The following is a 25,053-nucleotide window of genomic DNA, read 5'->3' on the forward strand; positions in this document are numbered from 1 at the left end:
CCTCAGGCCGGGACGGACTCCGGCACGGACACGGGCACGACGGCGGTCCGCGGCTCCAGGTGCACCCCGGCGATCATGCAGCGCACCGAGCCGCCGGCCAGTTCCACGGTGGGCACCGCCACCGGCAGCAGCCGCGCGGAGGCCTCCACCGCCGCCCGCTGCTCCCGCGTCAGGCTCGCCGCGGCCCGCGCCGACAGCGCGAGCACCGGCCCGTCGCTGCCCTGCACCTCCAGCGCGTTGCCGGCGAACTCCCCGACCTGCGCTGCGGTGAGCGGGACGACGGTGCGCCCGCCGGCGGCCAGCCGCTCGGCCAGCCGGGACCGCTCCGCGGCGGACGGCAGCAGCTCCAGGCCGGCCAGCGCGTACTCGCCGGCCACGCTCATCAGCACGTTCGTGTGGTAGACCGCGCGGCCCCCGGCGTCGACGGCGTCGAACACGACCGGCTCGTAGCCGAAGCCGTGGCAGAACCGATCGAGCGCGACCGGGTCCACCCGCCGCGAGCGGGCCACGTAGGCCACCCGCGCGACGTGGTCGAGCACCATCGCGCCGGTGCCCTCGAGGAAGACGCCGTCGTGCTCGAGGCCGGAGAGGTCCACCACCTCGTGCACGCGGTAGGCGGCCTTGAGGAACTCGACGACGTCGCCGCGCCGCTCCCGCCGCCGGTTCTCCGCGTACATCGGGAACAGCGCCACCCGGCCGTCGGCGTGGGTGGACAGCCAGTTGTTCGGGAAGACGGAGTCGGGCCGGTCGGGCTCGGGGTCGTCGAACAGGTGCACCCGCACGCCGGCGTCGGTGAGCGCGTCCGCCAGCGCCGTCACCTCGTCGTGCGCCCGGCGGGCGAGGACCGCCGGGTCCTCCCCCACGGCCGCGGCCTGGAAGGCGTTGTCGGCGAGGGTGAGCGGGTTGGGCCGGAAGGCGTGCGGCCGCACCAGGACGACGGCCGCGGGCGCCTGACCGGGGGCGGTCACGAACCGATCGGCAGGAGCGCGGTGAGCATGCCGAAGAGGTCCTTGGGGTCCTCCGGCTCGGCGACGAGGTCGATGTCGTCGACCCACGGCGTGCCGCGCACCGCGTCGCGGACGTAGCGCAGCGCGGAGAGGTCCTCGATCGCGAAGCCGACCGAGTCGAACAGCGTCACCTGCGACGCCGAGGAGCGCCCGGGGCGGCGGCCGGCGACGACCTCCCACAGCTCGGTCACCGGGAAGTCGGCCGGCATGGCCTGGATCTCGCCCTCGATGCGGGTCTGCGGCGGGAACTCGACGAACACCTCGACGTCGTCGCGCAGCAGGATCGTCGGGTCGAGCTCGGTCTTGCCGGGGCAGTCGCCGCCGATGGCGTTGAGGTGCATGCCCGGCTCGATCCACTCGTCCTGCAGGACCGTGGCGCGGGCCTTGTCGGCGGTGCAGGTGGTGACGACGTCGGTGCCGCGGACCGCCTCGCGCCCGGAGGCGGCGATCGTCACGTCGAAGCCCAGCGGGGTCAGGTTGCGGGCCAGCTTGGCCATGGCGGCGGGGTCGGTGTCCCAGACGGTGACCTCGGAGATGCCCAGCGCGGCGCGCATGCCCAGCGCCTGGAACTCGGCCTGGCTGCCGGCGCCGATCAGCGCCAGGCGCCGCGAGTCGGGGCGGGCGAGGTGGCGGGCGACCATCGCCGACATGGCGGCCGTGCGCAGCGCCGTCAGCAGGGTCATCTCGGCGAGGAAGACGGGGTAGCCGTTGTGCACGTCGGCCAGGGCGCCGAACGCGGAGACGGTCTGGTAGCCGCGGGCGGGGTTGCTCGGGTGCCCGTTGACGTACTTGAAGGCGTAGGTCTCGCCGTCGCTGGTCGGCATGAGCTCGATGACGCCGAACGGCGTGTGGCTGCCGACCCGGGCGATCTTGTCGAAGGACTCCCAGCGGGCGAAGTCCTGCTCGATGTACCGGGAGATGCCGTCGATGATCCGCTCGGGACCGGTCTCGGCCGTCCAGCGGACCATGTTGCGCACGTCGACGAAGAGCGTCATGCGCAGAAGGTAGGGCTAGGCGATCTGCACACACAATGAGCGATGAGCGCGCGTTGTGCGCAGACTCTGACCGGTTTGCCTTGATCACCTGTACGGTCTGTGCATGGCGGACCTGAGCGAGCTCGACCGACGCCTCCTCTCGGCCCTCCGGGAGGACGGCCGGGCCCCGGTGGCCGAGCTGGCGCGCCGGCTCGGCGTCACCCGCGCGACCGTGACCAGCCACCTCGACCGGCTCGTCGCCGACGACGTGATCGTGGGGTTCACCGTCCGGGTGCGCGACGAGGCCGCCGCCGGCGGGGTGCGCGGGGTGTCGCTCATCGAGGTGGAGGGCCGCTCCACCGACGAGGTGATCCGGCGGCTGCGCGGCTTCCCGGAGATCGAGTCGATGCACTCCACGAACGGCGCGTGGGACCTCGTCGCCGAGCACCGCACCGCCGACCTCGTGGAGTTCGACCGACTGCTCAACCGCATGCGCTCGGTGCCCGGGGTGATCAACAGCCAGACGAGCCTGCTGCTCACCTCCGTGCTGCGCTGAGCGCTCAGCCGCGGGTGGCGGCCCGCGCCAGCGGCAGCCCGGCCACCAGGACGCCGGCGACCAGGACGTAGCTCCACGGCAGCCCGATGCCGGCGGCGAGCAGGCCGAGCGCGAGGGCACCGATCGCCGTGCCGGCGTCGAAGGAGGCGTTCCACATCGCGCTGGCCGCCGTCGAGCCGCCCTCCCCGGCCCGGGCGAAGGCGGTGACCAGCGTCAGGTTCTGCACCGCGCCGTAGCCCGCGCCGAACACCGCCGACCCGGCCAGCACCCAGCCCGCCCCGGCGCCCAGGCCCAGCGCCACCAGGGCGAGGCCGGCCGCGGCGACGACCAGCCCGGCGGGCAGCAGCAGGCGGGTGCCCACCCGGTCGGCGAGCAGGCCGGCCCGCCAGCGGGTGACCGCGCCGGTGGCGCCGAAGACGAGCAGCGCCGCCGTCGCGAGGACGCCGTCGGGCCGCTCGATCGGCAGGAAGGTGACCAGCCCGCCGCCGGCGAGGGTGACCAGCAGCAGCACCGCCGAGGGCGCCAGCGCCGCGCGGACGGCGGCCCGCGAGGACCCCCCGGCCGCCCCCTGCCAGGGCACCGAGCGGGCGAGCACCGGGACCAGCGGCAGGGCCAGCACCGGGGAGGCGGCCAGCCAGGCCAGCCAGCCGGCGTGACCGTCCAGGACGAGCGCGGCGCCCGCGGGCACCGCCAGCAGGTTGGGGACGGCGATCGCCAGCCCGTACAGGCCGATCGACTCCCCGCGGCGCTCGGCGGGGGCCACCTGCGCGGCGAGCACCGCCCCGAGCACGGTCAGCACCGCGAAGCCGGCGCCGCGCACCGCCGAGACGGCCGACAGCCACACCACCCCGTCGTCGACGGCGTAGAGCGGCGACGGCGCGCCCAGCGCGAGCAGCCCGGCCGCCAGCACGGGGCCGAGGCCCAGGCGGGCGGTGAGCGCGGGCACGACCGACTGCACGGCGATCGTGACGAGGAGGAAGACGGCGGTGACCACGCCGGCGGTGTCCGGGGAGGCACCGCCGGCGACCGCGTACGCGGGCAGCGAGGCCAGCGTCAGGCAGTAGCTGACGAACCCGAGCGTCGTGGCGCCCACCAGCGCCCGCATGGCCGGGAGCCGCCACAGCGACGTCCGCCCCGTCGTGCCCGGTGCCACCGCGTTCCCCCTCCGCGGGCGACCTCGCCCGGCGGCCCAGCATGACCGTCGCCCTGACGGCCGCCGGGTAGGGGGTGCCCGTGTTGCTGACCGTGGGCCACGGCCCCGACGACCGCGACCGCCTCGGCGCCCGCCTCACCGCGGCGGAGGTGGCGTCGCTGGTCGACGTCCGCCGCTTCCCGGGCAGCCGCGGCAACCCCGACGTCCGGAGTGACCGGCGTCCTGGCTCACCGTGACGCGTCCTGGCTCACGGTCGACGGTGAGCCAGGACGCAGCACGATCAGGCGGGCTGATCGTGCTGCGAGCCGCGGTCAGCCCATGTGCGGGTAGCGGTGGTCGGTCGGCGGGGCGAACGTCTCCTTGATCGAGCGGGTCGACGTCCAGCGCTGCAGGTTCTGCGCCGCGCCGGCCTTGTCGTTGGTGCCCGAGGCCCGCCCGCCGCCGAAGGGCTGCTGGCCGACGACGGCGCCCGTCGGCTTGTCGTTGACGTAGAAGTTGCCCGCCGCGAACCGCAGGGCGTGCTGGGCGTGCGCGATGGCCGCCCGGTCCTGGGCGATGACGGCGCCGGTGAGCGCGTACGGCGCCACCGACTCCATCTGGGTGAGCACGGTGTCGTAGTCGGCGTCGTCGTAGACGTGCACCGCGAGCACGGGGCCGAAGTACTCGGTGGTGAAGACCTCGTGCCCGGGGTCGGTGCCCTCGATGATCGTCGGGCGGACGAAGAAGCCCTCCGAGTCGTCCTTCTGGCCGCCGGCCACGATCGACAGCGCGGGGTCGTCGTCGACGCGGTCGATGACGCCGGACAGCTTGGAGAACGACTTCCGGTCGATGACCGCGCCCATGAAGTTCGACAGGTCGGTGACGTCGCCCATGGTCAGCGACTCGGTGGTGGCGACCAGGTCGTCCCGGAGCCGCGTCCACACCGACCGCGGCACGTAGGCGCGCGAGGCCGCCGAGCACTTCTGCCCCTGGTACTCAAACGCGCCGCGGACCAGCGCGGTGCGCAGCACGTCGACGTCGGCCGAGGGGTGGGCGACGACGAAGTCCTTGCCGCCGGTCTCCCCGACGACGCGGGGGTAGCCGCGGTAGTTCGCGATGTTCTCCCCCACCGTGCGCCAGAGGTGCTGGAAGACCGGCGTCGAGCCGGTGAAGTGGATGCCGGCGAGGTCGCGGTCGGCGAGCACCACCTCGGAGACGGGGATGCCGTCGCCGGGGAGCATGTTGACGACGCCCGGCGGCAGGCCGGCCGCCTCGAGCAGCCGCATGAGGAAGTGCGCGGCGAACTGCTGGGTGGGCGCGGGCTTCCAGACGACGGTGTTGCCCATGAGCGCCGGCGCGGTGGGCAGGTTGCCGGCGATCGCGGTGAAGTTGAAGGGCGTGACCGCGTAGACGAAGCCCTCGAGCGGCCGGTGGTCGCTGCGGTTCCACACGCCCGGCGACGACTCCGGCTGGGCCGACAGCACCTCGCGGGCGAAGTGCACGTTCCAGCGCCAGAAGTCGACGAGCTCGCACGCCGAGTCGATCTCGGCCTGCTGGGCGGTCTTCGACTGGCCGAGCATCGTGGCCGCGTTGAGCGTCTGCCGCCACGGCCCGGCCAGCAGCTCGGCGGCCTTGAGGAACACCGCGGCGCGGTCGTCGAAGGACAGGTCGCGCCAGGCCGGCGCGGCCGCCTTGGCGGTGGCCACGGCCTCCTCGGCGTCGGCGTGGGTGGCGTGCGCCGCGGTGCCGAGGACGGCGGCGTGCCGGTGCGGCTGGACGACGTCGAAGCGCTCGCCGCCGGCCATCCGCTGCTTGTCGCCGATGGTCAGGGTCAGCTCGAGCGGCTCGGCGGCGAGCTCGGCCAGCCGGGTCTCGAGCGCGGCCCGCTCGGGGGAGCCGGGCGCGTAGCCGAGCACCGGCTCGTTGCGCGGCGGGGGGACGCGGGTGGTGCCGTCCATGACAGGGCCTCCTGGTCGGGTCAGCGGGAGACGAGGGCGCGCAGGAAGAAGCGCAGGTTGGCCGGGCGCTCGGCGAGCCGGCGGGTGAAGTAGCCGTACCAGTCGCGGCCGTAGGGGACGTAGGCCCGCACGCGGGTGCCCGAGGCCGCCAGCCGCTGCTGCTCGTCGGTGCGGATGCCGTGGAGCATCTGCACCTCCCACGAGTCCGCGGTGCGGCCGTACTCGGCGGCCAGGCGCTGCGCGAGGTCGACCACCGCGGGGTCGTGGCTGCCGACCATCGGGTACCCGGGACCGCGCATGAGCACGCCCAGGCAGCGGGCGTAGGCGGCGTCGACGTCGCGGCGGCCCTGGTGGGCGGCCGACGGCGGCTCGTCGTAGGCCCCCTTCACCAGCCGCACCCGCGAGCCCGGCGTGGCCAGTGCCCGCACGTCGTCCTCGGTGCGGCGCAGCGCGGCCTGCAGGACGGCGCCGGTGCCCGGGTGGTCGCGGCGCAGCTCGGCGAGGACCGCGAGGGTCGAGTCGACCGTCGTCGAGTCCTCCATGTCGAGGGTGACCGTGGTGCCGATCGCGGCGGCCGCCTCCACCACCGGGCGCACCAGGTCCAGCGCGAGGTCGTGCCCGCCGGGCAGCGCCTGGCCGAACGCCGACAGCTTCACCGACACCTCGGCGTCCGGGCCGAGGCCCAGTGGGGCGAGGCCCTCGAGCAGCGCCAGGTAGGCGTCGCGGGAGGCACGCGCCTCCTCCGGCCCGGTCACGTCCTCGCCGAGGTGGTCGAGGGTGACCGCGATGCCCTCGCCGGTCAGCCGGCGGACCACCGCGAGCGCCTCGGGCAGCGTCTCGCCGGCCACGAACCGCTCGACCACCCGCCGGGTGACCGGCGTCCCCACCAGCGCCCGGCGCAGCGCCGGGCGCCGCGAGGCGCCCAGCAGGACCGTCTTCGTCGTCAGCACCTGCATCCCTCCGTCCCCGTCGGGACCGACGCTAGGGACGCCGGGACGCGCCTGCCAGGGACAGACGTACGGCGCCGTCTCATACAGTCGTATGGTGCGCGACGACCTGCAGGACGTGGTGGACGAGGTGGCGCGGCTGCTCGCCGCCCCCGCGACGCTCGAGGACGTCGACTTCACGCTGGTCGCCTACGCCGCGCACCCGCTGGAGGACGGGGACGTCCCGGCGATGGACGCCGTGCGCACCCGCTCGATCCTCGGCCGCGGCTCCACCCCGGCCACCCGCCGCTGGTTCGAGGACCTCGGCATCGCCCGCGCGCGGGGTCCGCTGCGCACGCCCGCCGACCCCGGCGCCGGGATCCTCACCCGCCTGCTGCTCCCGGTCCGGCACGCCGACCGCACCCTGGGCTACCTGTGGCTGCTCGACGGCGGCCGCACCGACCCCGCCGACGAGGGCGACCCCGCGCTGGCCGCCGCGGTCTCGCTGGCCGCGCGCGCCGGGGAGATCCTGGCCCGCCGGCAGGAGGAGGACGACGACGGCGCCGCGCTGGCCGCCCTGCTCGGCGGCCCCGCGGCCGGGCGCGAGCGGGCCGCGGCCGCCCTCGCCGCCCGGTTCGACGGCGCCGGCGTCGCGCTGGTCGCGCTGCGCCCGGCCGGCGGCGCGCCTCCGTCCGGCTGGCGCCCGCCCGCGGGGGCGGCGGTGGTGGGCGACGAGGTCGCCGTCGCCGTCCGGCTGCCCCGTCCCGGCGACCCGCGCCCGGCCGGCGCCGCCGCGGCCGCCGCGCTCGCCCGGCTGCCCGCCGGGAGCAGCGCCGGGGTGGCCGAGCCCGCGACCGCGGTGGCGGACCTGCCCGGGCGGTGGGCGCAGGCCCGGTCGGCCGCGGCGGTGGCCGCCGTCGTGCTGCGGCTGGCGCCGGTCGCCTCCTGGGCCGAGCTCGGCGGCTGGCGCACGGCGGCGGCTCTGACGGCGCCCGACCCCGCCGTCGCGCCGCTGCTGGCCGAGCCCGCGCTGGCCGCCACCGCCGAGGCCTACTTGGACACCGCCGGCAGCGTGGCGCGGACGTCGGCGGCACTGGGCATCCACCGGCAGACGCTGTACTACCGGCTGGCCCGGATCACCGCCCTGACCGGCCTCGACCTCGCCGACGGCGACACCCGCCTGCTGGTCCACGCCTCGCTGCGGCGGGCCCGGCTGCCCTGAGGCCCGGCCACCCCGGTGCTCAGCGCCGGGCGAGCTCGCGCTCGGCGGCGGCCAGCACGCGGGGCACCAGGCGGCGGTGCAGGGCCGACAGCGGCGGCCACAGCAGCCGGCCCCACGGTCGGTCGTAGTGCAGGCTCGTCGTCCAGGTGACCCGCCGCCCGGCGGTCCGGACGACCATCTCGGCGCTCAGCGACGCCGACGCGGTCTCCAGCCGGATCCGGTCCGGGGCGCGCTCCCCCACGCGCCAGCCCGCCACGGTGTCCGGCGAGCGCCGCGGGTCCAGGCGGAAGCCGAGCAGGACGCGCCAGATGAGCACCTCCGCCGGGCTCGGGACGTCGCCGAACAGCGCCCGGGCCCACTCCTCGGCGCCCGCCTCCACGCCGGTGGCCAGGGTGCACCGATCGGCGTAGTCGACGGCGTCGAGGCAGCTCCCCGCCCGGTCGGCGGCGAGCGCGCCGCGGACCACTCCCGTGCTGGTGACCATGCCGGTCCTCCCTCTCGTATACGGTGCCGTACACGAGACGGTAGCGCTCATATACGGTGGCGTACAGGAGGTGGGGTGGGCACGGTCCGGACACCGCGCGAGCGCTGGGTCGAGGAGGGCCTGCGGGCGCTGGCCGCCGGCGGGCCCGACGCCGTCCGCGTCGAGGTGCTGGCCAAGGCGATCGGGGTCACCAAGGGCGGCTTCTACGGCCACTTCGCCGACCGCGGGGCCCTGCTGACGGCAGTGCTCGACGCCTGGGAGCGCGAGGCCACCGACGACGTCCTCGCCCGCGTGGACCGCGAGGGCGGCGACCCGCGCGCCCGCGCCGTCCGGGCCGGCGCGCTCACCTTCTCCGGCGACCGCCTGTTGCCCGTCGACCTCGCCGTCCGCGACTGGGCCCGGCGCGACCCTGCTGTCGCCGAGCGGCTGCGGCGGGTCGACGGCCGGCGCATGGACCTGCTCCGCGAGGTGATCGGCGCGACCGTCAGCGACCCCGACGAGGTCGAGGCGCGCAGCCTGCTGGCCTTCTGCGTGGCGATCGGCGAGCACCTCCTGGCCGCCGACCACCGGGGGCGCAGCCGGGCCGAGGTGCTCCGGCGGGCGGCGGACCTGGTGCTCGGACCGCGGGGAGGGTGACCAGGGACACCCGACGGGTTGCGGAACCCAACCGTCTCGCCGCGACGGCGTCAGCGGCCTGGCCTACCCTCGGGTGGCTGATGGCTGCGGGAGGAGAGGCGTTGCCTCGAGACGCGGGCGGCGCCGGCGACGTCCTCCGGGACCTCCGCACGGCCACCGCCGTGGAGCACGAGCAGGTCGAGACGACCCTCGCGCTCATGGACCACGACCTGGACGCCGGCCGCCTGGTCGGTGTGCTGGCGCTGCTGCACGCCTTCTGGCGCGCCGCCGAGGAGGGGCTCGACGCGTGGGCCGCCGCCCACCCCGCCGACGCCGCGGCCCTGCAGTGGGACCGCCGCCGCCGCGCCGAGGTCTACGCCGCCGACCTCGCCGCGCTGGGCGCCGACCCGGGCGACGGCGACCGTCCCGAGCTGCCCGCCGTCCCCGACACCGACGCCGCGCTGGGCCGGATGTACGTGCTCGAGGGCTCGACGCTGGGCGGCACGTTCATCGACCGGCACCTGGCCTCGCTCCCCGGCCTCGCGGGCGGCCCCCGGCTGCGGGCGTTCAGCCCCTACGGCGAGGACACCGGCGCCATGTGGGCGGCCTTCCGCCGGTTCACCCGCGCGCACGTGGAGGACGGCGGCGACGCCGGCCGCGTCGTGGCCGCCGCCCGCTCGACCTTCGCCGTCCTCGCCGGCTGGTGCGCTCCCGCCGCCCGGCCGCAGGGGGCACCCGCGTGACCGACGTCGACGCCACGTCGGGGGCAGACGTCGCCTGGCTGGCCCCGGGCGAACCGGTCGACCTCGACAACTGCGCCCGCGAGCCCATCCACGTCCCGGGCAGCGTCCAGCCGCGCGGCGTCCTGCTGGCGGTCAGCGAGCCCGATCTCGTCGTCGTCCAGGCCTCGGAGAACCTCGCCGGGCTGACCGGGGTGGTCTGGTCCGACGCGCTCGGCCGGCCGCTCGCCGACGTCCTCGGCGTGGCGCCGAGCGACGCGATCGTCCGCTCGGCCAGCGCCTTCGGCGACCTGCGCGAGCGCAACCCGGTCGAGGTGACCCTCGACGTCGACGGCGACCCCGTCCCGGTCGACGCGATCCTGCACCGCGCCGTCCTCGGCGGCGCCCGCGACGGCCACGGCCAGCCGGTCGACGGCGAGCCGCCGCTCACCAACCTCGTGGTGGAGCTGGAGCACGCCCGCGGGCCGCGGCCGTTCTCCTTCCCGAACACCTACCAGGCGGTGCGCGGCACGGTCACCGAGCTCAACCGGGCGAGCAGCCTGCAGGACCTCTACGACATCACCGCCCGCGCCGTCCGGGCCCTCACCGGCTTCGACCGCGTGATGGTCTACCGCTACGACGCCGACTACAACGGCGAGGTCGTGGCCGAGGCGAAGGTCGAGGGCCTCAACTCCTTCCTCGGCCTGCACTACCCCGCCTCCGACATCCCGGCGCAGGCGCGGGCGCTGTACGAGAAGAACTGGCTGCGGCTGATCAGCGACGTCGACTACGAGCCGAGCCGCATCCAGCCGGTCGCGCACCCGGCCACCGGGCAGCCGCTGGACCTGACCTACTCGACGCTGCGCAGCGTCTCGCCCATCCACGTCGAGTACCTGCAGAACATGGGCGTGCGCGCCTCGATGTCGATCTCGCTGCTGCAGGACGACCGGCTGTGGGGGCTCATCGCCTGCCACCACTACGCCGGCCCCCACCAGCCGCCATTCGCCACCCGCGCGGCCGCGGAGTTCCTCGGCTCGACGCTGTCGTTGCGGCTGGTCGACCGCACCGCCGAGGACGAGGTGCACCGGGCACTGCAGGTGCGCTCGACGATGGCGTGGCTGACCGCCGCCACCCTCGACGAGGACCGCCCGCTCGCCGACACGCTGCTGGGCGGCACGAGCCTGCTCGACGTCCTGCCCGCCGACGGCGTCACGGTCTGCCTGCAGGGCAGCAGCGGGACCAAGGGCGAGGCACTGCCCGGCGACGTCCTGGAGCGCGTCGTGTCCTGGGCGGCCGCGCGCGGCGAGGAGCTGGTCGCCACCGACGCGCTGCAGCAGGACGCCCCGCACCTCGGCGTCCCGCTCGACCTCGTCTGCGGCGTGCTCGTCCTGCCGCTGCCCGAGGGCCAGTACGTGCTGTGGCACCGCCGCGAGGCCGTGTGGCACGTCGACTGGGGCGGCGACCCGCACAACAAGGCCCTCGCCGAGCGCGAGGGCGACGAGGTGCGGCTCAGCCCGCGCAAGAGCTTCGACCGCTGGCGGGAGACGGTGCGCGAGCGCTCGCAGCCGTGGACGCCGCAGGAGCGCGGGGAGGTCCTGCAGCTGCGCGGGCACCTGCTCGAGGCGCTCTACGCCCGCTCGCGCAGCATCGTCCGGGCCGCGGAGACGCTGCAGCGCAGCCTGCTGTCCGACCCGACGACCACCGACGGCCTCGAGGTCGCGGTGCGCTACGTGCCGGCCACCCGCGAGGCCCAGGTCGGGGGCGACTGGTACGACGTCTTCGGCCAGCCCGACGGCTCGACCATGCTCGTGATCGGCGACGTCGTCGGCCACGACGTGCAGGCCGCGGCGTGCATGGCGCAGCTGCGCGGGCTGCTGCGCGGCATCGCCTACGACAACGGCGACAGCCCGGCGCGGGTCCTCGGCCGGCTCGACGCCGCGATCGAGGGCCTCGACCTCCGGGCGATGGCCACCGTGCTGGTGGCCCGCCTCTCCCCGTCCGACGACGGTGGCGCGGCGACGCTGCGCTGGTCGAGCGCCGGGCACCTGCCCCCGGTGACCGCCGGCCCCGACGGCAGCGCCGTCACGCTGACCGGCGGCCGGCCCGGGCTCCTGCTGGGTGTGAGCCCCGCGGCTCCCCGCGTCGACGCCGAGGTGCGGCTCGAGGCCGGCTCGACGCTGCTGCTCTACACCGACGGGCTCGTCGAGCGCCGCGACGAGGGCTTCGACGACGGCATCGACCGCCTCGGCCTGGCCCTCGCCGACCTGCGCGACGCCTCCGTCGAGGAGGTCAGCGACGCGGTGCTCGCCCGGCTCGTGCCGGAGGGCGCCGAGGACGACGTCGCGCTCGTGGCGGTCCGCCTCCGGAGCTGACGGGCCGGCCGGCGCGGTCCCCCCGCACCGGCCGGCCCTCCCGGTCACGCCGGGTCGGAGAACCCGGCCTCCAGGCCGTCGCCCTGCGCGCCGCCGTCGGCCGGCAGCGGCGCCTCGTCCTCGGCCGCCCGCACCTCCGCGTCGTTGTCCTGCGGGGCGCCGTCGACACCGCGCGCGAGCTCGGCGAGCAGGCGCTCCTCGTCGGGACGCAGGTCGCCGGTGCCGAGGCGCTCGCCCGGCTGCCCGGCGTCGGAGCCGGAGGCCATGCCGCTGTCGGGCAGGTCGGGGTCGGTCACGGTCGCCCTCCGGTCAGCGCGGGAAGTTCGGCTCGAGTCGCGGCACGATCTGCATCTCCGGCACGTACGCCGCCGGGTGCATGGTGACCAGCGTGCGGACGGCGTCGGCCACCGCCGCGGGCGGCATCATCAGGTGCCCGGGGATGCCCCACTGCTCCATCATCGGGGTGTCCATGGCGGCCGGGATGACGCTCATGACCCGCGCCGGGAAGGGCCGCTCGCTGCCGTCCTCGGCCTTCACGGCCTTCTCCCGCAGCTCGCGCTGGATGCAGCGGGTGGCGTTGAGGAAGCCGGCCTTGGAGCCGTTGTAGGCGATCGCGCCACTGCCCGACGTGATCGCCGACAGCGACACGATGTGCACGACGTCGGCGGTGCGGCCCTCGGGCAGGTGCTGCACCCGCTTCATGAACTCGCTGGTGAGGAAGACCGGCCCCTCGCAGTTGACCGCCATGACCCGGCGGTAGTCGTCGAGGTCGATGTCGGTGATGTAGCCCGGGCGGTCGATGCCGGCCACGTTGACCAGCAGGTCGAAGGCGTCCCCGTGCTGGTCGAAGAGCTGCGCGACGACCGCGCGGCGGGCCGCGTCGTCGGTCACGTCGAGCGCGACGACGTCGGCGCTGCCGCCGGCGTCGGTCACCAGGTCGCGGGTCCGCGCACTGCCGTCGGCGTCGATGTCGGCGACGACGACGTGCGCGCCGGCCTCGCCCAGCGACACGCACGTCGCCCGCCCCAGCCCGCTGGCCCCGCCGGTGACCAGCGCCACGCGGCCCTTGAGCTCCCCTGCCACCCGTTCCTCCGTTCCGGCCCGCGCGGGGCCGTAATCACGATCCGTCCCCGCCACTCTCGCCGAGGACCGCGCGCCCCGCAGGTCGGGACGCCTCCCGCGCGCGGACGGCGGGTCAGGCGGGGGCGGCCCAGGCGTCGGCGAGCGTGACGGTCACCAGCTGCCGGCTCTCGACCAGCGCGAGCATCTGGTCGAGCACCGCGGTGAGCGAGGGCTGGTTGGCGTGGCCGACGACGATCGCCCGGGCGGTGAACCACTGCTCGGCGGCGGCCATGAGCCCCTCGGCGGACACCACCCGGCCGTCGTCGAAGGTGCCGTTCCACATGACCGTCGTCGGGTGGCCGAGGTCGGCGGCGATGGCGTCGACGCGCTCGTCGTGCGAGCCGAAGGGCGGCCGCCAGAACGGGGTGGCGGTCACGCCGAGGGTGCGCCGCATGAAGTCCTGGTTGCGCCGCAGCTCCTCGGCGGCCTCGGCGTCGGACACGGTGGTGAGGTCCGGGTGCGACCAGGTGTGGTTGCCGAAGGCGACCTGGCCGGACTCGATCAGCGGCCACAGGTCGCGGGCGTTGTCGCCCCACGTGCGATAGCTGCCGTTGGGGAAGAAGGTCAGCCGGGTGCCCGTGTCGCGGCACAGGGCGACCAGCGCGGCGACCACCTCGCCGTTGCTGCCGTCGTCGATGGTCAGGGCCAGCTGCGGGCCGTCCCCCGGCAGCTCCTGCACCACGCCCGCCGGCGCGGGGGCCGCGACGATGCCGCCCGGGCCGGTCGGCGTCGCGGGCGCCGGCGTCCGGGCGGGCGCGGGGTCGGGTGCGGCCAGGTCGAGGCCGGCGGCGCCGCGCCCGACGGCGGCGCCGGTGAGCCCGGCGGCGAGGAGGTACAGGAAGCCCCGGCGGTCCACGCGGCGGACGCTAGGAGCACCCCGCGGCGCGTCCCGGGCAGCGACACAGCGGCGCTCGCGCGCCGGGCACGCTGCGTGGGGTGCCGGCTACGCCGCCGGGACCAGCCCGGCCTGCTCGATGAGGCGCGCCTGCTCCCGGCACCACGGCGACCACTCGTCGAACTCGGAGGCCTCCTGGCGACGGCGGAAGTCGGCCCACCCGAGCAGCTCCCACTCCCCCACCTCGCTCGGGTCGGGGTCGGGCGTGCCGGTGAACCGGCCGAGGTAGACGGGGCAGACCTCGTTCTCCACGACGCCGCGGAACTCCGCGCGGTAGCGGTACCCGGGCAGCGCCGGGCGCAAGTCGGCCACCTGCAGGCCCAGCTCCTGCGCGGCGCGGCGGGCGATCGCGGCGGCGTCGTCCTCACCGGGCCCGGGGTGGCCGCAGACGGTGTTGGTCCACATGCCGGGGAAGGTCTGCTTGTCCTCGGCGCGGCGGGTGACCAGCAGCCGGCCGTCGTCGGCGAACAGGTAGGCCGAGAACGCGCGGTGCAACGGCGTCTCGCCGTGGTGCACCAGCGGCTTGGGCATGGTGCCGATCGGCGCCCCGTCGTCGTCGACCAGCACGATCAGCTCCGCCGCGGTCACCGTCACGCCGCCCATCCTCCCCGACGCCGGGGGTTCCGCCACAGGCCCTCCGGGCACCGGGGGGACATGGACCGGTTCCGCCACGACGGCCTGACCTTCGACGTCCGCGACGGCGGCCCGCCCGACGGCGAGCCGGTCGTCCTGCTGCACGGCTTCCCGCAGGACTCCTCCGCCTTCGACCGGATGGCGCCGCTGCTGCACGGCGCGGGGCTGCGCACCCTCGCCCCCGACCAGCGCGGCTACAGCCCCGGCGCCCGCCCGTCCGGCCGCTCGCCCTACCGGCTGCGCGCGGTGGCCGGCGACGTCGTCGCGCTGCTCGACGCGGCGGGCATCGAGCGGGCGCACGTCGTCGGGCACGACTGGGGCGGCGCGGTCGCGTGGGCGCTCGGCGCCTGGCACCCCGGCCGCGTCCGCACGGTGACGTCGCTGTCCACCCCGCACCCGGGCGCCGTCACCAAGGCCCTGCTCACCAGCGACCAGTGCCTGCGCTCGTCCTACATGGCCGCCTTCCAGCTGCCGGTGCTGCCGGAGCGGCTGCTGCTGGCCCGCGACGGCGCGGCGCTGCGCGGCGTCCTGGAGAACGGCGGCCTGCCGCCGGAAGCCGTCGACCGCTACGTCGACCGGATGCGCGAGCCGGGCGCGCTGCCGGCCGCGCTGGCCTGGTACCGCGCGGTGCCGCTGGCCGCCCGCGACGCCGTCGGCCGGGTGGGCGTGCCGGTGCTCCACGTGTGGAGCACCGGCGACACCTTCCTCGGCCGCACCGCCACCGAGCGCACCCGCGAGTTCGTCACCGGGCCCTACCGGCTCGAGGTGCTCGAGGGCGTGCCGCACTGGATCCCCGAGCTGGCCGCCGAGCGCGCCGCCGAGCTCGTGGTGGCGCACACCCGCACCGCCGCCTGAGCGTTCAGGCGGGCGGTCCGTCGGCCAGGGGCAGCCGCACCACGAACCGCGTCTCCCCCGGCCGCGACCGCACCTTGAGCACGCCGCCGTGCCGGGTGGTGACGATCCGCCAGGCGACGTCGAGGCCGAGCCCGGTGCCCTGGCCCACCGGCTTGGTGGTGAAGAACGGCTCGAACACCCGCCGCCGCAGCTCCTCGGGGATGCCGGGCCCGGTGTCGGCGACCTCCACGACGGCGGACTCCCCGTCCAGCGCGGTGCGCAGCGTCAGCGTGCCCTCCCCCGCCATCGCGTCGAGCGCGTTGTCGATGAGGTTGGTCCACACCTGGTTGAGCTCGGCGGCGAAGGCCGGCACCAGCGGCAGCGACCGGTCGTACTCCTTGACCACCCGGATGCCCGGGCCGGTCTTGGCGCTGAGCATCACCAGCGTCGCGTCGAGCCCCTCGTGCAGGTCGGTGGGCTGGTGCGGGGTGCGGTCCAGCTGCGAGTACTGCTTGGCCGCGCCGACCAGGTGGGTGATCCGGGCGGTGCTGTCGACGATCTCGGCCAGCAGCAGCTCGGTCTCCACCGTGTAGGCGAGCCACCGCAGCGCGGGCTCGAGGAAGTCCTCGTCGACGGCGCCGGCCACCTGGTCGAGCTCCGCGGGGCCGAGCCCGGCCGGCACGAACACCGACGCGAGCTCCCAGGGCCGGGCGACGTCGTGGTCGTCGAGCCAGTCCGACAGCTCGTCCTCGCGGTCGGAGCGCTGCAGCGCGGTGAGCTCCACGGCGCCGTCGATCCCGGCGACGAAGCGCTCCTGCAGCTCGGTGAGCCGCCGGAGCTGCTCGCCGTCGAAGCGGCCGTCGGCCAGCAGCGCGAGCTTGTGCCGCATGCCGGCCACCCGCTCGCGCAGCGAGGCGGTGGCCCGCGACGCCGCGGCCGCCGGGTTGTTGAGCTCGTGGGTGAGCCCGGCGGTCAGCTTGCCCAGCGCCAGCAGCCGCTCCCGCTGCGCCACGAGCTCCTCGGTGTTGCGGCTGCCGAGGAACAGGCCCTGCAGCAGGTGCACCGCCATGGGGAACCAGCGGCGGAACACGGCGGCGAACTCGCCGGCCGGCAGGGCCAGGAACGTGCAGTCGGTGACCGCGCGCACCGACGACGGGTAGACCTGCGACACCTGGTCGCCGAGGTAGAACTGCACCGCGCCGGCGTAGACGCCGCGGTGGTCGGTGCGCGCGGTCTCCACCTCGTCGCGGCCCACCCGCCGCGTCATCCGCAGCGTCCCGGACAGCAGCACGTAGAAGCACTCGGCCGGCTCGCCCTCGGTGCAGACGTCGCTGCCGGCGGCCACGTCGACGACGTCGCCGGTCGAGGCCACCCAGGCCAGCTGCTCGGCGTCGAGGTCGCCGAAGAGGAACAGCTCGCGCAGCTCGTCCGGCGCGAGGCGGGTCGGCGCGCTCACCGCTCCTCCAGGTACCGGTGCACCAGCGTGACGGCCATGGCGCCCTCGCCCACGGCGGAGGCCACCCGCTTCACCGACTGGGCGCGCACGTCGCCGGCGACGAACACCCCGGGCAGGCCGGACTCGAGGAAGTACGGGTCGCGCTGCAGCCGCCAGCCCGGTGGCCGCTCGCCGTCGACGAGCAGCTCGGGACCGGTGAGCACGAAGCCGTGGTCGTCGCGGTCGAGGACGCCGTCGAGCCAGTCGGTGCGCGGCTCGGCGCCGATGAAGACGAACAGGTGCGACGTCTTCGCGGTGTGCACCCCGCCGTCGGGGCCGGCGAGGTCGATCTCCTCCAGGTGGTCCCCGCCGCGCACGGCGGTGACGGTGGTGCCGGTGCGGACGACGACGTTGGGCAGGTCGGCGAGCTGCTGGATGAGGTAGTGCGACATCGACGCCTCCAGCGACGGGCCGCGGACGAGCAGGGTGACGCAGCGGGCGTGGCGGGAGAAGAACACCGCCGACTGGCCCGCCGAGTTGGCCCCGCCGACGACGAAGACGTCCTGGTCGGCGCAGGCCTCGGCCTCGGTGAGCGCCGAGCCGTAGTAGACGCCGCGGCCGGTGAAGGAGTCGGCGCCGGCGGCCGGCAGCGTCCGGTAGGAGACGCCGGTGGCCAGGACGACGGCGTGCGCGGCGATGCTGCCGCCGTCGGCGAAGTGCACCACCCGGGCCGGGCCGCGGGCCTCCAGCGCGGTGACCTTGCGGGCGGTGAGCACCTCGGCGCCGAACTTGGCCGCCTGCCGCCGGGCGCGGTCGGCGAGCTGCCCGCCGGAGACGCCGTCGGGGAACCCCAGGTAGTTCTCGATGCGGCTGCTCTGCCCGGCCTGCCCGCCGGTGGCCTGGCGCTCGACGAGCACCGTGCGCAGCCCCTCGGAGGCGCCGTAGACCGCGGCGCCGAGCCCGGCCGGGCCGCCGCCGACGACGACGAGGTCGAAGAAGTCGGTGCTCGGCTCCACGGTCAGCCCGACCGCGGCGGCGAGCTCGGCCTCGGTGGGCGCCAGCAGCGCGTCCCCGCCCGGCGGCACGACGAGCGGCACGTCCTCCGGCGCGGCCCCGGCCGCGGCGAGCAGCCGCCGCCCCTCGGGCTCCTCGACGCTGTACCAGTGGTAGGGCACCGCGTTGCGGGCGAGGAAGTCCCGCGCGGCGAACGACGGCGCCGACCAGTGGTGGCCCACGAGCTTGACGTCCTCGACGGCGACGTCGGGGCTGGCCGCCCAGGTCTCGACCATCGCGTCGACGACCGGGTAGAGCTTCTCCTCCGGCGGCTCCCACGGCTTGAGCAGGTAGTGGTCGACGTCGACGACGTTGATCGCCTGGATGGCGGCGTCGGTGTCGGCGTAGGCGGTGAGCAGCGCCCGCCGCGCGCGGGGGAACAGGTCCATCGCCTGCTCGAGGAACTCGATGCCGTCCATGCCCGGCATCCGGTAGTCGGCGAGCACGGCGGCCACCCGGTCGCCGCGCAGCTTGAGCTCGCGCAGCGCGTCGAGCGCCTCCTCGCCGGAGGACGCGCGCACCACGCGGAACCGCTCGCCGTAGTGGCGGCGCAGGTCGCGGGCGACGGCGCGCGAGACGCCGGGGTCGTCGTCGACGGTGAGCAGGACGGGGCGGGCCCGGGCGCCGGGCGCGGGGGACTCGGGGGGCGTGGTCACGACTCCTCCAGGGGGACGGGGTGGGGGCCGGCGGCCGCGCCGCCGCCGGCCGGGATCCGGGGGTGGACCTGCGGCCCGTCGACGCCGCAGTGCAGGCACTCCTCGACCGGCAGGCGGCCGCCGGCGGGGCGCTCGGGCGGCCGGCGGACCGCCGCCGCGGCCACCAGCGCCCCGGCGACGAGCAGCCCCGCGCAGATGAGCAGGGCGGTGCGGAAGCCCGCCGCGAACGCGTCCGGGTCGGTGTAGTCGTCGCCGATGCCGGCGACGACCGGCACCACGGCGACGGCGAGCAACCCGGCGGCGCGGGCGACGGCGTTGTTCACGCCGGAGGCGACGCCGGCGTAGCGGTCCTCGGCGGCGTCGAGGACGGTCGCGGTGAGCGGCGCGACCAGCAGGGTCAGGCCGGCACCGAAGAGGACCGTGCCGGGCAGCACGTCGCCGACCCAGGAGGCGTCCTCACCGACCCGCAGCAGGAGCAGCAGGCCGGCCGCGGCGACCAGCGGCCCCGCGGTGAGCAGCGGCCGGGCGCCGATCCGCTGCGCGAGCGCGCCGACCCGGGCGGAGAACAGCAGCATCAGCGCGGTGACCGGCAGCAACGCCGTCCCGGCGACCAGCGGGCTGAACCCGGCGACCACCTGCAGGTGCAGCACCAGCAGCACGAAGACGACCCCGAGCGCGGCGTAGACCAGCAGCGTGACGACGTTGGTCGCGGTGAACACCCGGCTGCGGAAGAGCACCGGCGGCACCAGCGGGTGCCGCGACCGGCGCTGGACGACCGCGAAGGCGGCGAGCGCGAGGACGCCCGCGGCGATCCAGGCGAGCGCGCCGGGCCCGCCGCCGTCGGCCGTCGTCAGCCCGTAGGTGAGCCCGCCCAGGCCGGCGACGACGAGCGCCGTCCCGGTCCAGTCCAGGCCGGGTGCGGCGGCCGGGTCGCGCGTCTCGGGGACGTGCTTGGCCGCCACCGCGACGATGAGCACCGCCACCGGCAGGTTGACCAGGAAGACCGCCCGCCAGCTCCACTCGACCAGCCACCCGCCGAGGAACGGCCCGACGGCGCCGGCCACCCCGCCCAGGCCCGACCACGCGCCCACCGCCGCCGCGCGGTCCTCGGGGGCGAAGGACGCCGAGATGATGGCCAGGCTGCCCGGGGTCAGCAGCGCTCCCCCGACGCCCTGCAGCGCGCGGGCGACCACGAGCGTGCCGACGTCGGGTGCCAAGCCGCACAGCAGCGACGCCGCAGCGAACCAGACCACACCGACGACGAACACGCGCCGCCGGCCGAGCCGGTCGCTGAGCGAGCCGCCGAGCAGGATCAGCGAGGCGAGGGTGAGCGTGTAGGCGTTGACCGTCCACTGCAGGCCGGTGAACGAGGCGTCCAGATCGGCGCCGATGCGCTCGAGCGCGACGTTGACGACGGTGCCGTCGAGCATCGCCAGGCTCGACCCCAGCACGGTGGTGAGGAGGACCCAGCGCCCCTGGGGAGTGCCCATCCGCAGTCCGCGGTCCGGCTGCGGCCGGGACGTCACGCACGGAGCCTTCCCCGCGGCACCGGGGCTGTCAACGAGCCCGGTCCCGCATGGGCGGCGGGCGCCCGGGGCACCTCCGGGGTCCTGACCGACCGAGCCGAGGAGGCCTCGATGTCCACCGCCACCACCCCCCGCCGCCGCTGGCGCGTCGCCCTGGCCGGCGTCGCCGTCGCCGCCGCGTCGTTCACGACCGCCGCGTGCGGGTCCGACGTCGTCGACGACGACGTGCAGCAGAACGTGGAGGAGGGCGTCGACGACGCCGAGCAGGAGGTCGAGGACGCGACCGACGGCGAGGACTCCGACGGCTGACCCGGCCGGGTGCAGAGAAGTCTTTGCAAAGGGTTCTCTGCATCCGTAGCCTCGGCGCGTGCCCGACCTGCCCCCCGAGGACACCGTCGACGTCAGCGACCCGCGCACCCTGCGGGCGCTGGCCCACCCCCTGCGCACGGGCCTGCTCGCCCTGCTGCGCTCCGAGGGCCCGTCCACCGCGTCGCGGCTCGGCCAGCGGCTGGGCGAGAGCAGCGGGACGACGAGCTACCACCTGCGCCAGCTCGCCGGCTTCGGGCTGGTCGAGGAGGTGCCCGGCGAGGGCACCGCGCGGGAGCGCTGGTGGCGCGCCCGCCACCGCAGCACCCGCTGGCGCACCGAGGACCTCGTCGACCGGCCCGGCGGCCGGGAGGTCCTCGAGGAGCTCACCCACCAGCTGCTCGGCCGCCAGCGGCGGATGCTGGCCGCGCACGCCGAGCAGCGCGAGGAGCTCGAGCCGGCCTGGCGCGACGCGGTCTCGCTCAACGACTGGGCGCTGCGCCTCTCCCCCGAGGCCGCCGCCGAGCTGACCGAGGAGCTCAACGGCGTCCTGGAACGCTGGCGGGCGACCCGCGAGGAGCCCGGCCGGCCGCTCGTGCACGTGCTGGTCGACCTCTTCCCGCTGTCCGAGGACCCGGGATGAGCGCGCCGCTGACGGTCCGCTCGGCCGGCCGGCGGTTCGTCGGGCTCACCGCGCTGCGCTGGCTGCCGGTGGGGCTGAGCGCGCCGGTCACCGTGTTGCTGGCCGCCTCGCGCGGGCTGTCGCCGGCCGACGTCGGCGTCGTGATCGCCGTGTACTCCGTCGTCGTCCTGGTGCTGGAGCTGCCGACCGGCGGCCTCGCCGACTCCCTCGGCACCCGGCCGGTGCTGGTCGCCTCCGCCGTCTTCAGCACCGCCGGCCTGGTCGCCCTCGGGTTCGCGGACGGCGTCGTCGCCTTCGCGGTCGCCGAGGCGCTGCGCGGCGTCGGGCGGGCGCTGGACTCGGGCCCGCTGGAGGCCTGGTACGTCGACACGGTCCGCGCCGCCGACCCGGACGCCGACGTCGCGCCGGGCCTGTCCCGCGCCGGCGCGGCCGACGGCGCGGGCCTGTGCCTGGGCGCCGTCGTCGGGGGCCTGCTGCCCCTGCTGTCCGGCCGGGCCGGCGACGACGCCCTCGTCCTGCCGGTGCTCGCCGCGGCGGTGCTGACGGCCGTGTCCGCGGTCGCGGTCGCGCTGCTCGTCGTCGACCCGCCCGGCGCCCCGCGCCGGCGCCTGGCGGACGCGGGGGCCGGCGTACGGGCCGTGCCCGCCGTCGTCCGGGACACCGCCCGGCTGGTCGCCCGCGACCGGCTGCTGCGGCGGGTGCTCGCGGTCTCGCTGCTGGTCGGCGCGGTGCTGTCCACGCTGGAGCTGCTCGGCCCGCTGTACGCGGCGGAGCTGACCGGCAGCGGCGCGTCCGGGGCCACGCTGTTCGGCGTCGTCATGGCGGTGTCGTTCGCGGCGGCCGGGCTCGGGGCGCTCCTCGCGCCGGCCGCGCGCCGGCTGGCCCGGGGCTCCGGTCCCGTGGCCGCGGCCGGGCTGGCCGCGGTGGGGGCGCTCGCGATCGCGGCGGTGCCCCTGGCCGGCCCGGTCGCCCTGACCGCCCTGTTCGCCGTGTTCTACGTGGGCAACGCCGCCGCCTGGCCGCTGTGGAAGTCGGTGCTGCACGGGCGCGTGGGGGCGGGGCGGCGGGCCACGGCGCTGTCGGCGTCGTCGTTCGCGCTGCAGATCGGGGCGCTCGGCGGCTCCCTCGGCCTGGCCCGGCTGGCCGACGCCGCGGGGCTGTCCGCCGGCTTCCTGGGCGCCGCCGTCGCCGCGCTGCTCACCGGGCTCGTGTCGCTGGGGCTGCGGTCCCGGTCACCGGTTGCCGCGTCGCGCACCGGGTAGCGGCGGGTCATGGCTGAGCTCCCCCAGGCACACCTCTCGGGCCTGCGCGTCGCGGTCACCGGCGCCAGCGGCAACGTCGGCACCGCGCTGCTGCGCCGGCTGACCGCACCGGGCAGCGGGGTGGCGGAGGTCCGCGGCCTGGCCCGCCGGCAGCCGCCGGACACCGAGCCGTACTCGTCGGTGACCTGGTACCACGCCGACCTGGGCGAGACCGCGAGCGAGCAGGCGCTCACCAACCTGCTCGAGGACGTCGACGCCGTCGTGCACCTGGCGTGGGCGCTGCAGCCCGGGCGGAAGAGCGACGAGCTGCACAAGGCGAACGTCGACGGCACCCGGCGGGTGATGCGGTCCGCCGTCGCGGCGGGGGTGCAGCACGTCGTGCACATGTCGTCGCTGGGCGCGTACGCCGCGGGCGGGGGCGCCCGGCCGGTGACCGAGGACTGGCCGGTCACCGGCATCCCGTCGTCGCAGTACAGCCGGCAGAAGTCCGAGGCCGAGCGCGTGGTGCGCGAGGTGGTGGGCCGCAGGCAGGACGTCACGCTCACCGTCGTCCGCCCCACCCTGGTGCTGCAGCCGGAGGCGGCCAGCGAGATCGGCCGCTACTTCCTCGGCCCGCTGCTGTTCGGCGCCGCGCGCCTGGTCCCCGCGCAGGTGGCGTCGGCGCTACCGCTCCCGCTGCCGTCGCTGCGGGTGGGGCTCGTGCACGCCGACGACGTCGCCGACGCGATCACCCGCATGCTCGACCGGCGGGCACCCGGCCCGTTCAACCTCTCCGCCGACCCGGCGCTCGACGCCGACGGCCTGGCCCGCGCGCTCGGGACCACGCGGATCCCCGTGCCGGCCGCGGTGCTGCGCGCCGGGCTGACGGCGGCCTTCCGCGCGCACCTGACGCCCACGGAGCCGGGCTGGCTCGACCTCGGCCTGCAGTCGCCGGTGCTGGAGACCGCGCGCGCCCGCACGCAGCTGGGCTGGCAGCCGGCCCACCGCGGCGACGACGTGCTGCGCCAGTTCGTCGCCGCGCTCGCCCGGGGCGACGGCGGCCCCGGACCGCTGCTGAGCGCCTCCGGCGGCCGTGAGCACGACCCGGCCGGAGACCCGCGCAACGTGCCGAACCGCCGCCCCGACTGAGGCACGCCGGGGCCGCTGACCAGCGGTTCTCCCCTGTCCACAGGGGTTGAGCACACCTCCGTTCGAACGTATGATCGATAACGTGACGACGGTCCTGCCCGCTCCCGCCGGGGCGCCTGCCGTGGGGTGGGCGTCCGGGCCGCTGGGGCTGGTGCAGGCCGCGGACCGTGAGGTGTCGCGGCAGTCGGCGCTGCGGTACCGGGCGGTGGCGGCGTTCGCGCTCTCGCGGCCGTCGTCGGTGGACCGGCCGCAGGGCGCGCGGGGTGCGATGGCGGCGCAGCGGTGGGCGGCGCGGCCGGAGCTGCTGCGCTCGGTGAGCGAGTGGGCCACCCAGGAGCTGGTGGTGGCGCTGTCGGTCACCTCGAACGCCGCGGAGGCGCTGCTGGTGCGGTCGCTGACGCTGGTCCACCGGCTACCGGCGACGCTGGACGCGCTGGAGGTCGGGACCGTCCACGGCGGGCACGTGGCCGCGCTGCTCGACCACGTGGCGCCGGTCGCCGACGACACGGTGCGCGCTGCGCTGGAGCGGGACCTGCTGGCGTGGGCCGTCCGCCGGGGGACGGTGTGCACGCCGGCGCAGCTGCGGGACAAGGCCCGCCGCGAGGTGCTCAAGCGCAAGGCCCGCTCCGCCGCCGAGGACCTCGCGCGGGCCATCACGCGGCGCGGCCTGTCCTGCCGGCCCGACAGCTGCGACGGGATGAGCGTGGTGTCCGCCCTCCTGACCACGCCGGAGGCGGCGGCGCTCATGGCCGCGCTCGGTGCGTACGCCGACGCGCTGCCCGACGACGGGCGCACCCGCGGGCAGAAGATGGCCGACGCCCTGATGGACCTGGTCCTGCGGCCCGGGGAGAACGGGCTGTCACCGGTGCAGGTGGTGCTCACCGTGGTCGCCCCGGTCGGCGCGCTGTTGGGCGGCGACCAGCCGTGCGAGATCGACGGGCAGGTCGTCCCCGCCGAGGTGGTCCGGGCCCTGCTCGCCGCCCTCACCGGCGCGCGCACCACCGCCGAGGACACCGCTGTCGAGGACACCGCTGTCGAGGACACCGCTGTCGAGCACCCGTCGGCCGGCGACACCGCGGCCGAGGACACGGCGCCGGACGTCCCCGCAGCCGCGACCGCCCAGACCCTCCCCGGCGGCTGGGACGACCCCATCCCGGCAGAAGTCCTCGAACGATGGGCCGCCGAGGAGGACGCCCGCACCGCCGACCACCTCCTCGCCGGACGGGACGATCCGATCCCCGCAGCGGTGCTCATCCGGTGGGCCGCCGAAGAGGACGCCCGCGTGGCCGGGCAGCCACCGCCCGGATGGTCACCACCCCGGGACGACCTCGATCCCGACGACCACGCCGACCACCCCGAGGACCGGGCCGACCACGACCCAGACCCGCCGCCCGACCGCCCCGGCCCACCCGAATCCGACGGCTGGTGGGCCCGCGCCGACGCGGCGGTGGACGACGCCGGCGCCGCCCTGCTCGACGCCGAGCAGGCGATCGGCCGTGCCCGCCGCCTGGTGGCCACCGCCGAACGCGCCGACACCGCCGACGAGACCGCCTGGGCCGACAGCCCGGCCGGCCGCGTCACCGCCGCCGCCGACG

General features: G+C 76.5%; 25 protein-coding genes. 12 read left to right on the plus strand and 13 right to left on the minus strand.

Annotation, left to right across the window (positions count from 1 at the left end; genetic code table 11):
- Positions 1–2 precede the first annotated feature (2 nt).
- Together ctlX and ACI78R_RS19450 are read right to left on the minus strand one after the other, a co-directional pair.
- Positions 3–968, minus strand: coding sequence for a citrulline utilization hydrolase CtlX (gene ctlX / locus ACI78R_RS19445; RefSeq protein ID WP_457041956.1), 966 nt, complete (start codon positions 966–968; stop codon positions 3–5).
- The gene (locus ACI78R_RS19450) at positions 965–2,002 is read right to left on the minus strand and encodes an ornithine cyclodeaminase (protein ID WP_457041957.1); all 1,038 of its coding nucleotides are present in this window, start codon (positions 2,000–2,002) and stop codon (positions 965–967) included. The genes ctlX and ACI78R_RS19450 overlap by 4 nt, the downstream gene beginning before the upstream one ends.
- A gap of 103 nt (positions 2,003–2,105) precedes the next feature.
- Here ACI78R_RS19450 and ACI78R_RS19455 point away from each other — a divergent pair, with 103 nt between their 5' ends.
- On the plus strand, positions 2,106–2,537 hold the full coding sequence (locus tag ACI78R_RS19455; protein ID WP_073419061.1) for an Lrp/AsnC family transcriptional regulator: 432 nt from the start codon (positions 2,106–2,108) through the stop codon (positions 2,535–2,537).
- 4 nt (positions 2,538–2,541) lie between these two features.
- On the opposite strand, the gene ACI78R_RS19460 is transcribed toward ACI78R_RS19455, so the two are convergent.
- A complete protein-coding gene (locus ACI78R_RS19460; RefSeq protein WP_457041958.1) occupies positions 2,542–3,690 on the minus strand; it encodes an MFS transporter in 1,149 nt (382 codons plus the stop codon).
- Between the two features lie 80 nt (positions 3,691–3,770).
- Here ACI78R_RS19460 and ACI78R_RS19465 point away from each other — a divergent pair, with 80 nt between their 5' ends.
- The gene (locus ACI78R_RS19465) at positions 3,771–3,926 is read left to right on the plus strand and encodes a hypothetical protein (protein WP_457041959.1); all 156 of its coding nucleotides are present in this window, start codon (positions 3,771–3,773) and stop codon (positions 3,924–3,926) included.
- A 75-nt stretch (positions 3,927–4,001) separates the two neighbouring features.
- Here the strand turns inward: ACI78R_RS19465 and pruA are convergent, their stop codons facing one another.
- Both pruA and ACI78R_RS19475 read right to left on the minus strand, forming a co-directional pair.
- Positions 4,002–5,627 (minus strand): L-glutamate gamma-semialdehyde dehydrogenase, encoded by a 1,626-nt coding sequence (pruA, locus tag ACI78R_RS19470; RefSeq protein WP_457041960.1) that lies wholly within the window; start codon positions 5,625–5,627, stop codon positions 4,002–4,004.
- Positions 5,628–5,647: 20 nt separating this feature from the next.
- Positions 5,648–6,583 carry a proline dehydrogenase family protein gene (locus ACI78R_RS19475; protein WP_457041961.1) on the minus strand — a complete coding sequence of 312 codons (936 nt, stop codon included), beginning with the start codon at positions 6,581–6,583 and terminating at the stop codon, positions 5,648–5,650.
- A gap of 85 nt (positions 6,584–6,668) precedes the next feature.
- On the opposite strand from ACI78R_RS19475, the gene ACI78R_RS19480 reads away from it, so the two are divergent.
- Positions 6,669–7,775 carry a helix-turn-helix domain-containing protein gene (locus ACI78R_RS19480; RefSeq protein WP_457041962.1) on the plus strand — a complete coding sequence of 369 codons (1,107 nt, stop codon included), beginning with the start codon at positions 6,669–6,671 and terminating at the stop codon, positions 7,773–7,775.
- Between the two features lie 19 nt (positions 7,776–7,794).
- Here the strand turns inward: ACI78R_RS19480 and ACI78R_RS19485 are convergent, their stop codons facing one another.
- Positions 7,795–8,259 carry a DUF2867 domain-containing protein gene (locus ACI78R_RS19485; protein WP_457041963.1) on the minus strand — a complete coding sequence of 155 codons (465 nt, stop codon included), beginning with the start codon at positions 8,257–8,259 and terminating at the stop codon, positions 7,795–7,797.
- Positions 8,260–8,334: 75 nt separating this feature from the next.
- On the opposite strand from ACI78R_RS19485, the gene ACI78R_RS19490 reads away from it, so the two are divergent.
- The 3 genes from ACI78R_RS19490 to ACI78R_RS19500 all read left to right on the plus strand — a co-directional run bounded on the left by ACI78R_RS19490 (position 8,335) and on the right by ACI78R_RS19500 (position 11,965).
- Positions 8,335–8,895 carry a TetR/AcrR family transcriptional regulator gene (locus ACI78R_RS19490; protein ID WP_073419055.1) on the plus strand — a complete coding sequence of 187 codons (561 nt, stop codon included), beginning with the start codon at positions 8,335–8,337 and terminating at the stop codon, positions 8,893–8,895.
- 101 nt (positions 8,896–8,996) lie between these two features.
- Entirely contained in the window at positions 8,997–9,617 is a 621-nt protein-coding gene (locus ACI78R_RS19495) for a biliverdin-producing heme oxygenase (protein ID WP_457041964.1), read from the plus strand.
- Entirely contained in the window at positions 9,614–11,965 is a 2,352-nt protein-coding gene (locus ACI78R_RS19500; RefSeq protein ID WP_457041965.1) for a SpoIIE family protein phosphatase, read from the plus strand. Before ACI78R_RS19495 ends, ACI78R_RS19500 begins: the two co-directional genes overlap by 4 nt.
- A gap of 44 nt (positions 11,966–12,009) precedes the next feature.
- Here the strand turns inward: ACI78R_RS19500 and ACI78R_RS19505 are convergent, their stop codons facing one another.
- From ACI78R_RS19505 to idi, 4 genes are all read right to left on the minus strand, one after another.
- Positions 12,010–12,261, minus strand: a complete 252-nt coding sequence (locus ACI78R_RS19505) for a hypothetical protein (RefSeq protein WP_457041966.1) — start codon at positions 12,259–12,261, stop codon at positions 12,010–12,012.
- Between the two features lie 13 nt (positions 12,262–12,274).
- Entirely contained in the window at positions 12,275–13,048 is a 774-nt protein-coding gene (locus ACI78R_RS19510) for an SDR family NAD(P)-dependent oxidoreductase (protein WP_457041967.1), read from the minus strand.
- A gap of 112 nt (positions 13,049–13,160) precedes the next feature.
- Entirely contained in the window at positions 13,161–13,943 is a 783-nt protein-coding gene (locus ACI78R_RS19515) for a polysaccharide deacetylase family protein (RefSeq protein ID WP_457041968.1), read from the minus strand.
- Between the two features lie 87 nt (positions 13,944–14,030).
- Positions 14,031–14,576, minus strand: coding sequence for an isopentenyl-diphosphate Delta-isomerase (gene idi / locus ACI78R_RS19520; protein WP_457041969.1), 546 nt, complete (start codon positions 14,574–14,576; stop codon positions 14,031–14,033).
- A gap of 60 nt (positions 14,577–14,636) precedes the next feature.
- Between idi and ACI78R_RS19525 the strand changes: the two genes are divergently transcribed.
- Positions 14,637–15,470 carry an alpha/beta fold hydrolase gene (locus ACI78R_RS19525; protein ID WP_457041970.1) on the plus strand — a complete coding sequence of 278 codons (834 nt, stop codon included), beginning with the start codon at positions 14,637–14,639 and terminating at the stop codon, positions 15,468–15,470.
- 4 nt (positions 15,471–15,474) lie between these two features.
- Here the strand turns inward: ACI78R_RS19525 and ACI78R_RS19530 are convergent, their stop codons facing one another.
- The 3 genes from ACI78R_RS19530 to ACI78R_RS19540 are packed head-to-tail and all read right to left on the minus strand — an operon-like array spanning position 15,475 to position 20,083.
- On the minus strand, positions 15,475–16,905 hold the full coding sequence (locus ACI78R_RS19530) for an ATP-binding protein (RefSeq protein ID WP_457041971.1): 1,431 nt from the start codon (positions 16,903–16,905) through the stop codon (positions 15,475–15,477).
- A complete protein-coding gene (locus ACI78R_RS19535) occupies positions 16,902–18,593 on the minus strand; it encodes an FAD-dependent oxidoreductase (RefSeq protein ID WP_073419047.1) in 1,692 nt (563 codons plus the stop codon). Before ACI78R_RS19535 ends, ACI78R_RS19530 begins: the two co-directional genes overlap by 4 nt.
- Entirely contained in the window at positions 18,590–20,083 is a 1,494-nt protein-coding gene (locus ACI78R_RS19540; RefSeq protein WP_073419046.1) for an MFS transporter, read from the minus strand. The genes ACI78R_RS19535 and ACI78R_RS19540 overlap by 4 nt, the downstream gene beginning before the upstream one ends.
- Positions 20,084–20,230: 147 nt before the next feature.
- On the opposite strand from ACI78R_RS19540, the gene ACI78R_RS19545 reads away from it, so the two are divergent.
- The 5 genes from ACI78R_RS19545 to ACI78R_RS19565 form a co-directional block, all read left to right on the plus strand.
- The gene (locus tag ACI78R_RS19545) at positions 20,231–20,428 is read left to right on the plus strand and encodes a hypothetical protein (RefSeq protein WP_073419045.1); all 198 of its coding nucleotides are present in this window, start codon (positions 20,231–20,233) and stop codon (positions 20,426–20,428) included.
- 58 nt (positions 20,429–20,486) lie between these two features.
- A complete protein-coding gene (locus tag ACI78R_RS19550) occupies positions 20,487–21,068 on the plus strand; it encodes a winged helix-turn-helix domain-containing protein (RefSeq protein ID WP_073419044.1) in 582 nt (193 codons plus the stop codon).
- Positions 21,065–22,330, plus strand: coding sequence for an MFS transporter (locus ACI78R_RS19555; RefSeq protein ID WP_457041972.1), 1,266 nt, complete (start codon positions 21,065–21,067; stop codon positions 22,328–22,330). The genes ACI78R_RS19550 and ACI78R_RS19555 overlap by 4 nt, the downstream gene beginning before the upstream one ends.
- A gap of 9 nt (positions 22,331–22,339) precedes the next feature.
- Complete coding sequence (locus ACI78R_RS19560; RefSeq protein WP_457041973.1) at positions 22,340–23,458, plus strand: NAD-dependent epimerase/dehydratase family protein; 1,119 nt, start codon at positions 22,340–22,342, stop codon at positions 23,456–23,458.
- Positions 23,459–23,540: 82 nt separating this feature from the next.
- Positions 23,541–25,053: DUF222 domain-containing protein (locus ACI78R_RS19565; RefSeq protein ID WP_457041974.1), on the plus strand; the 1,513-nt coding region annotated here is incomplete at its 3' end.

The organism is Geodermatophilus sp. SYSU D01106 (assembly GCF_054049995.1).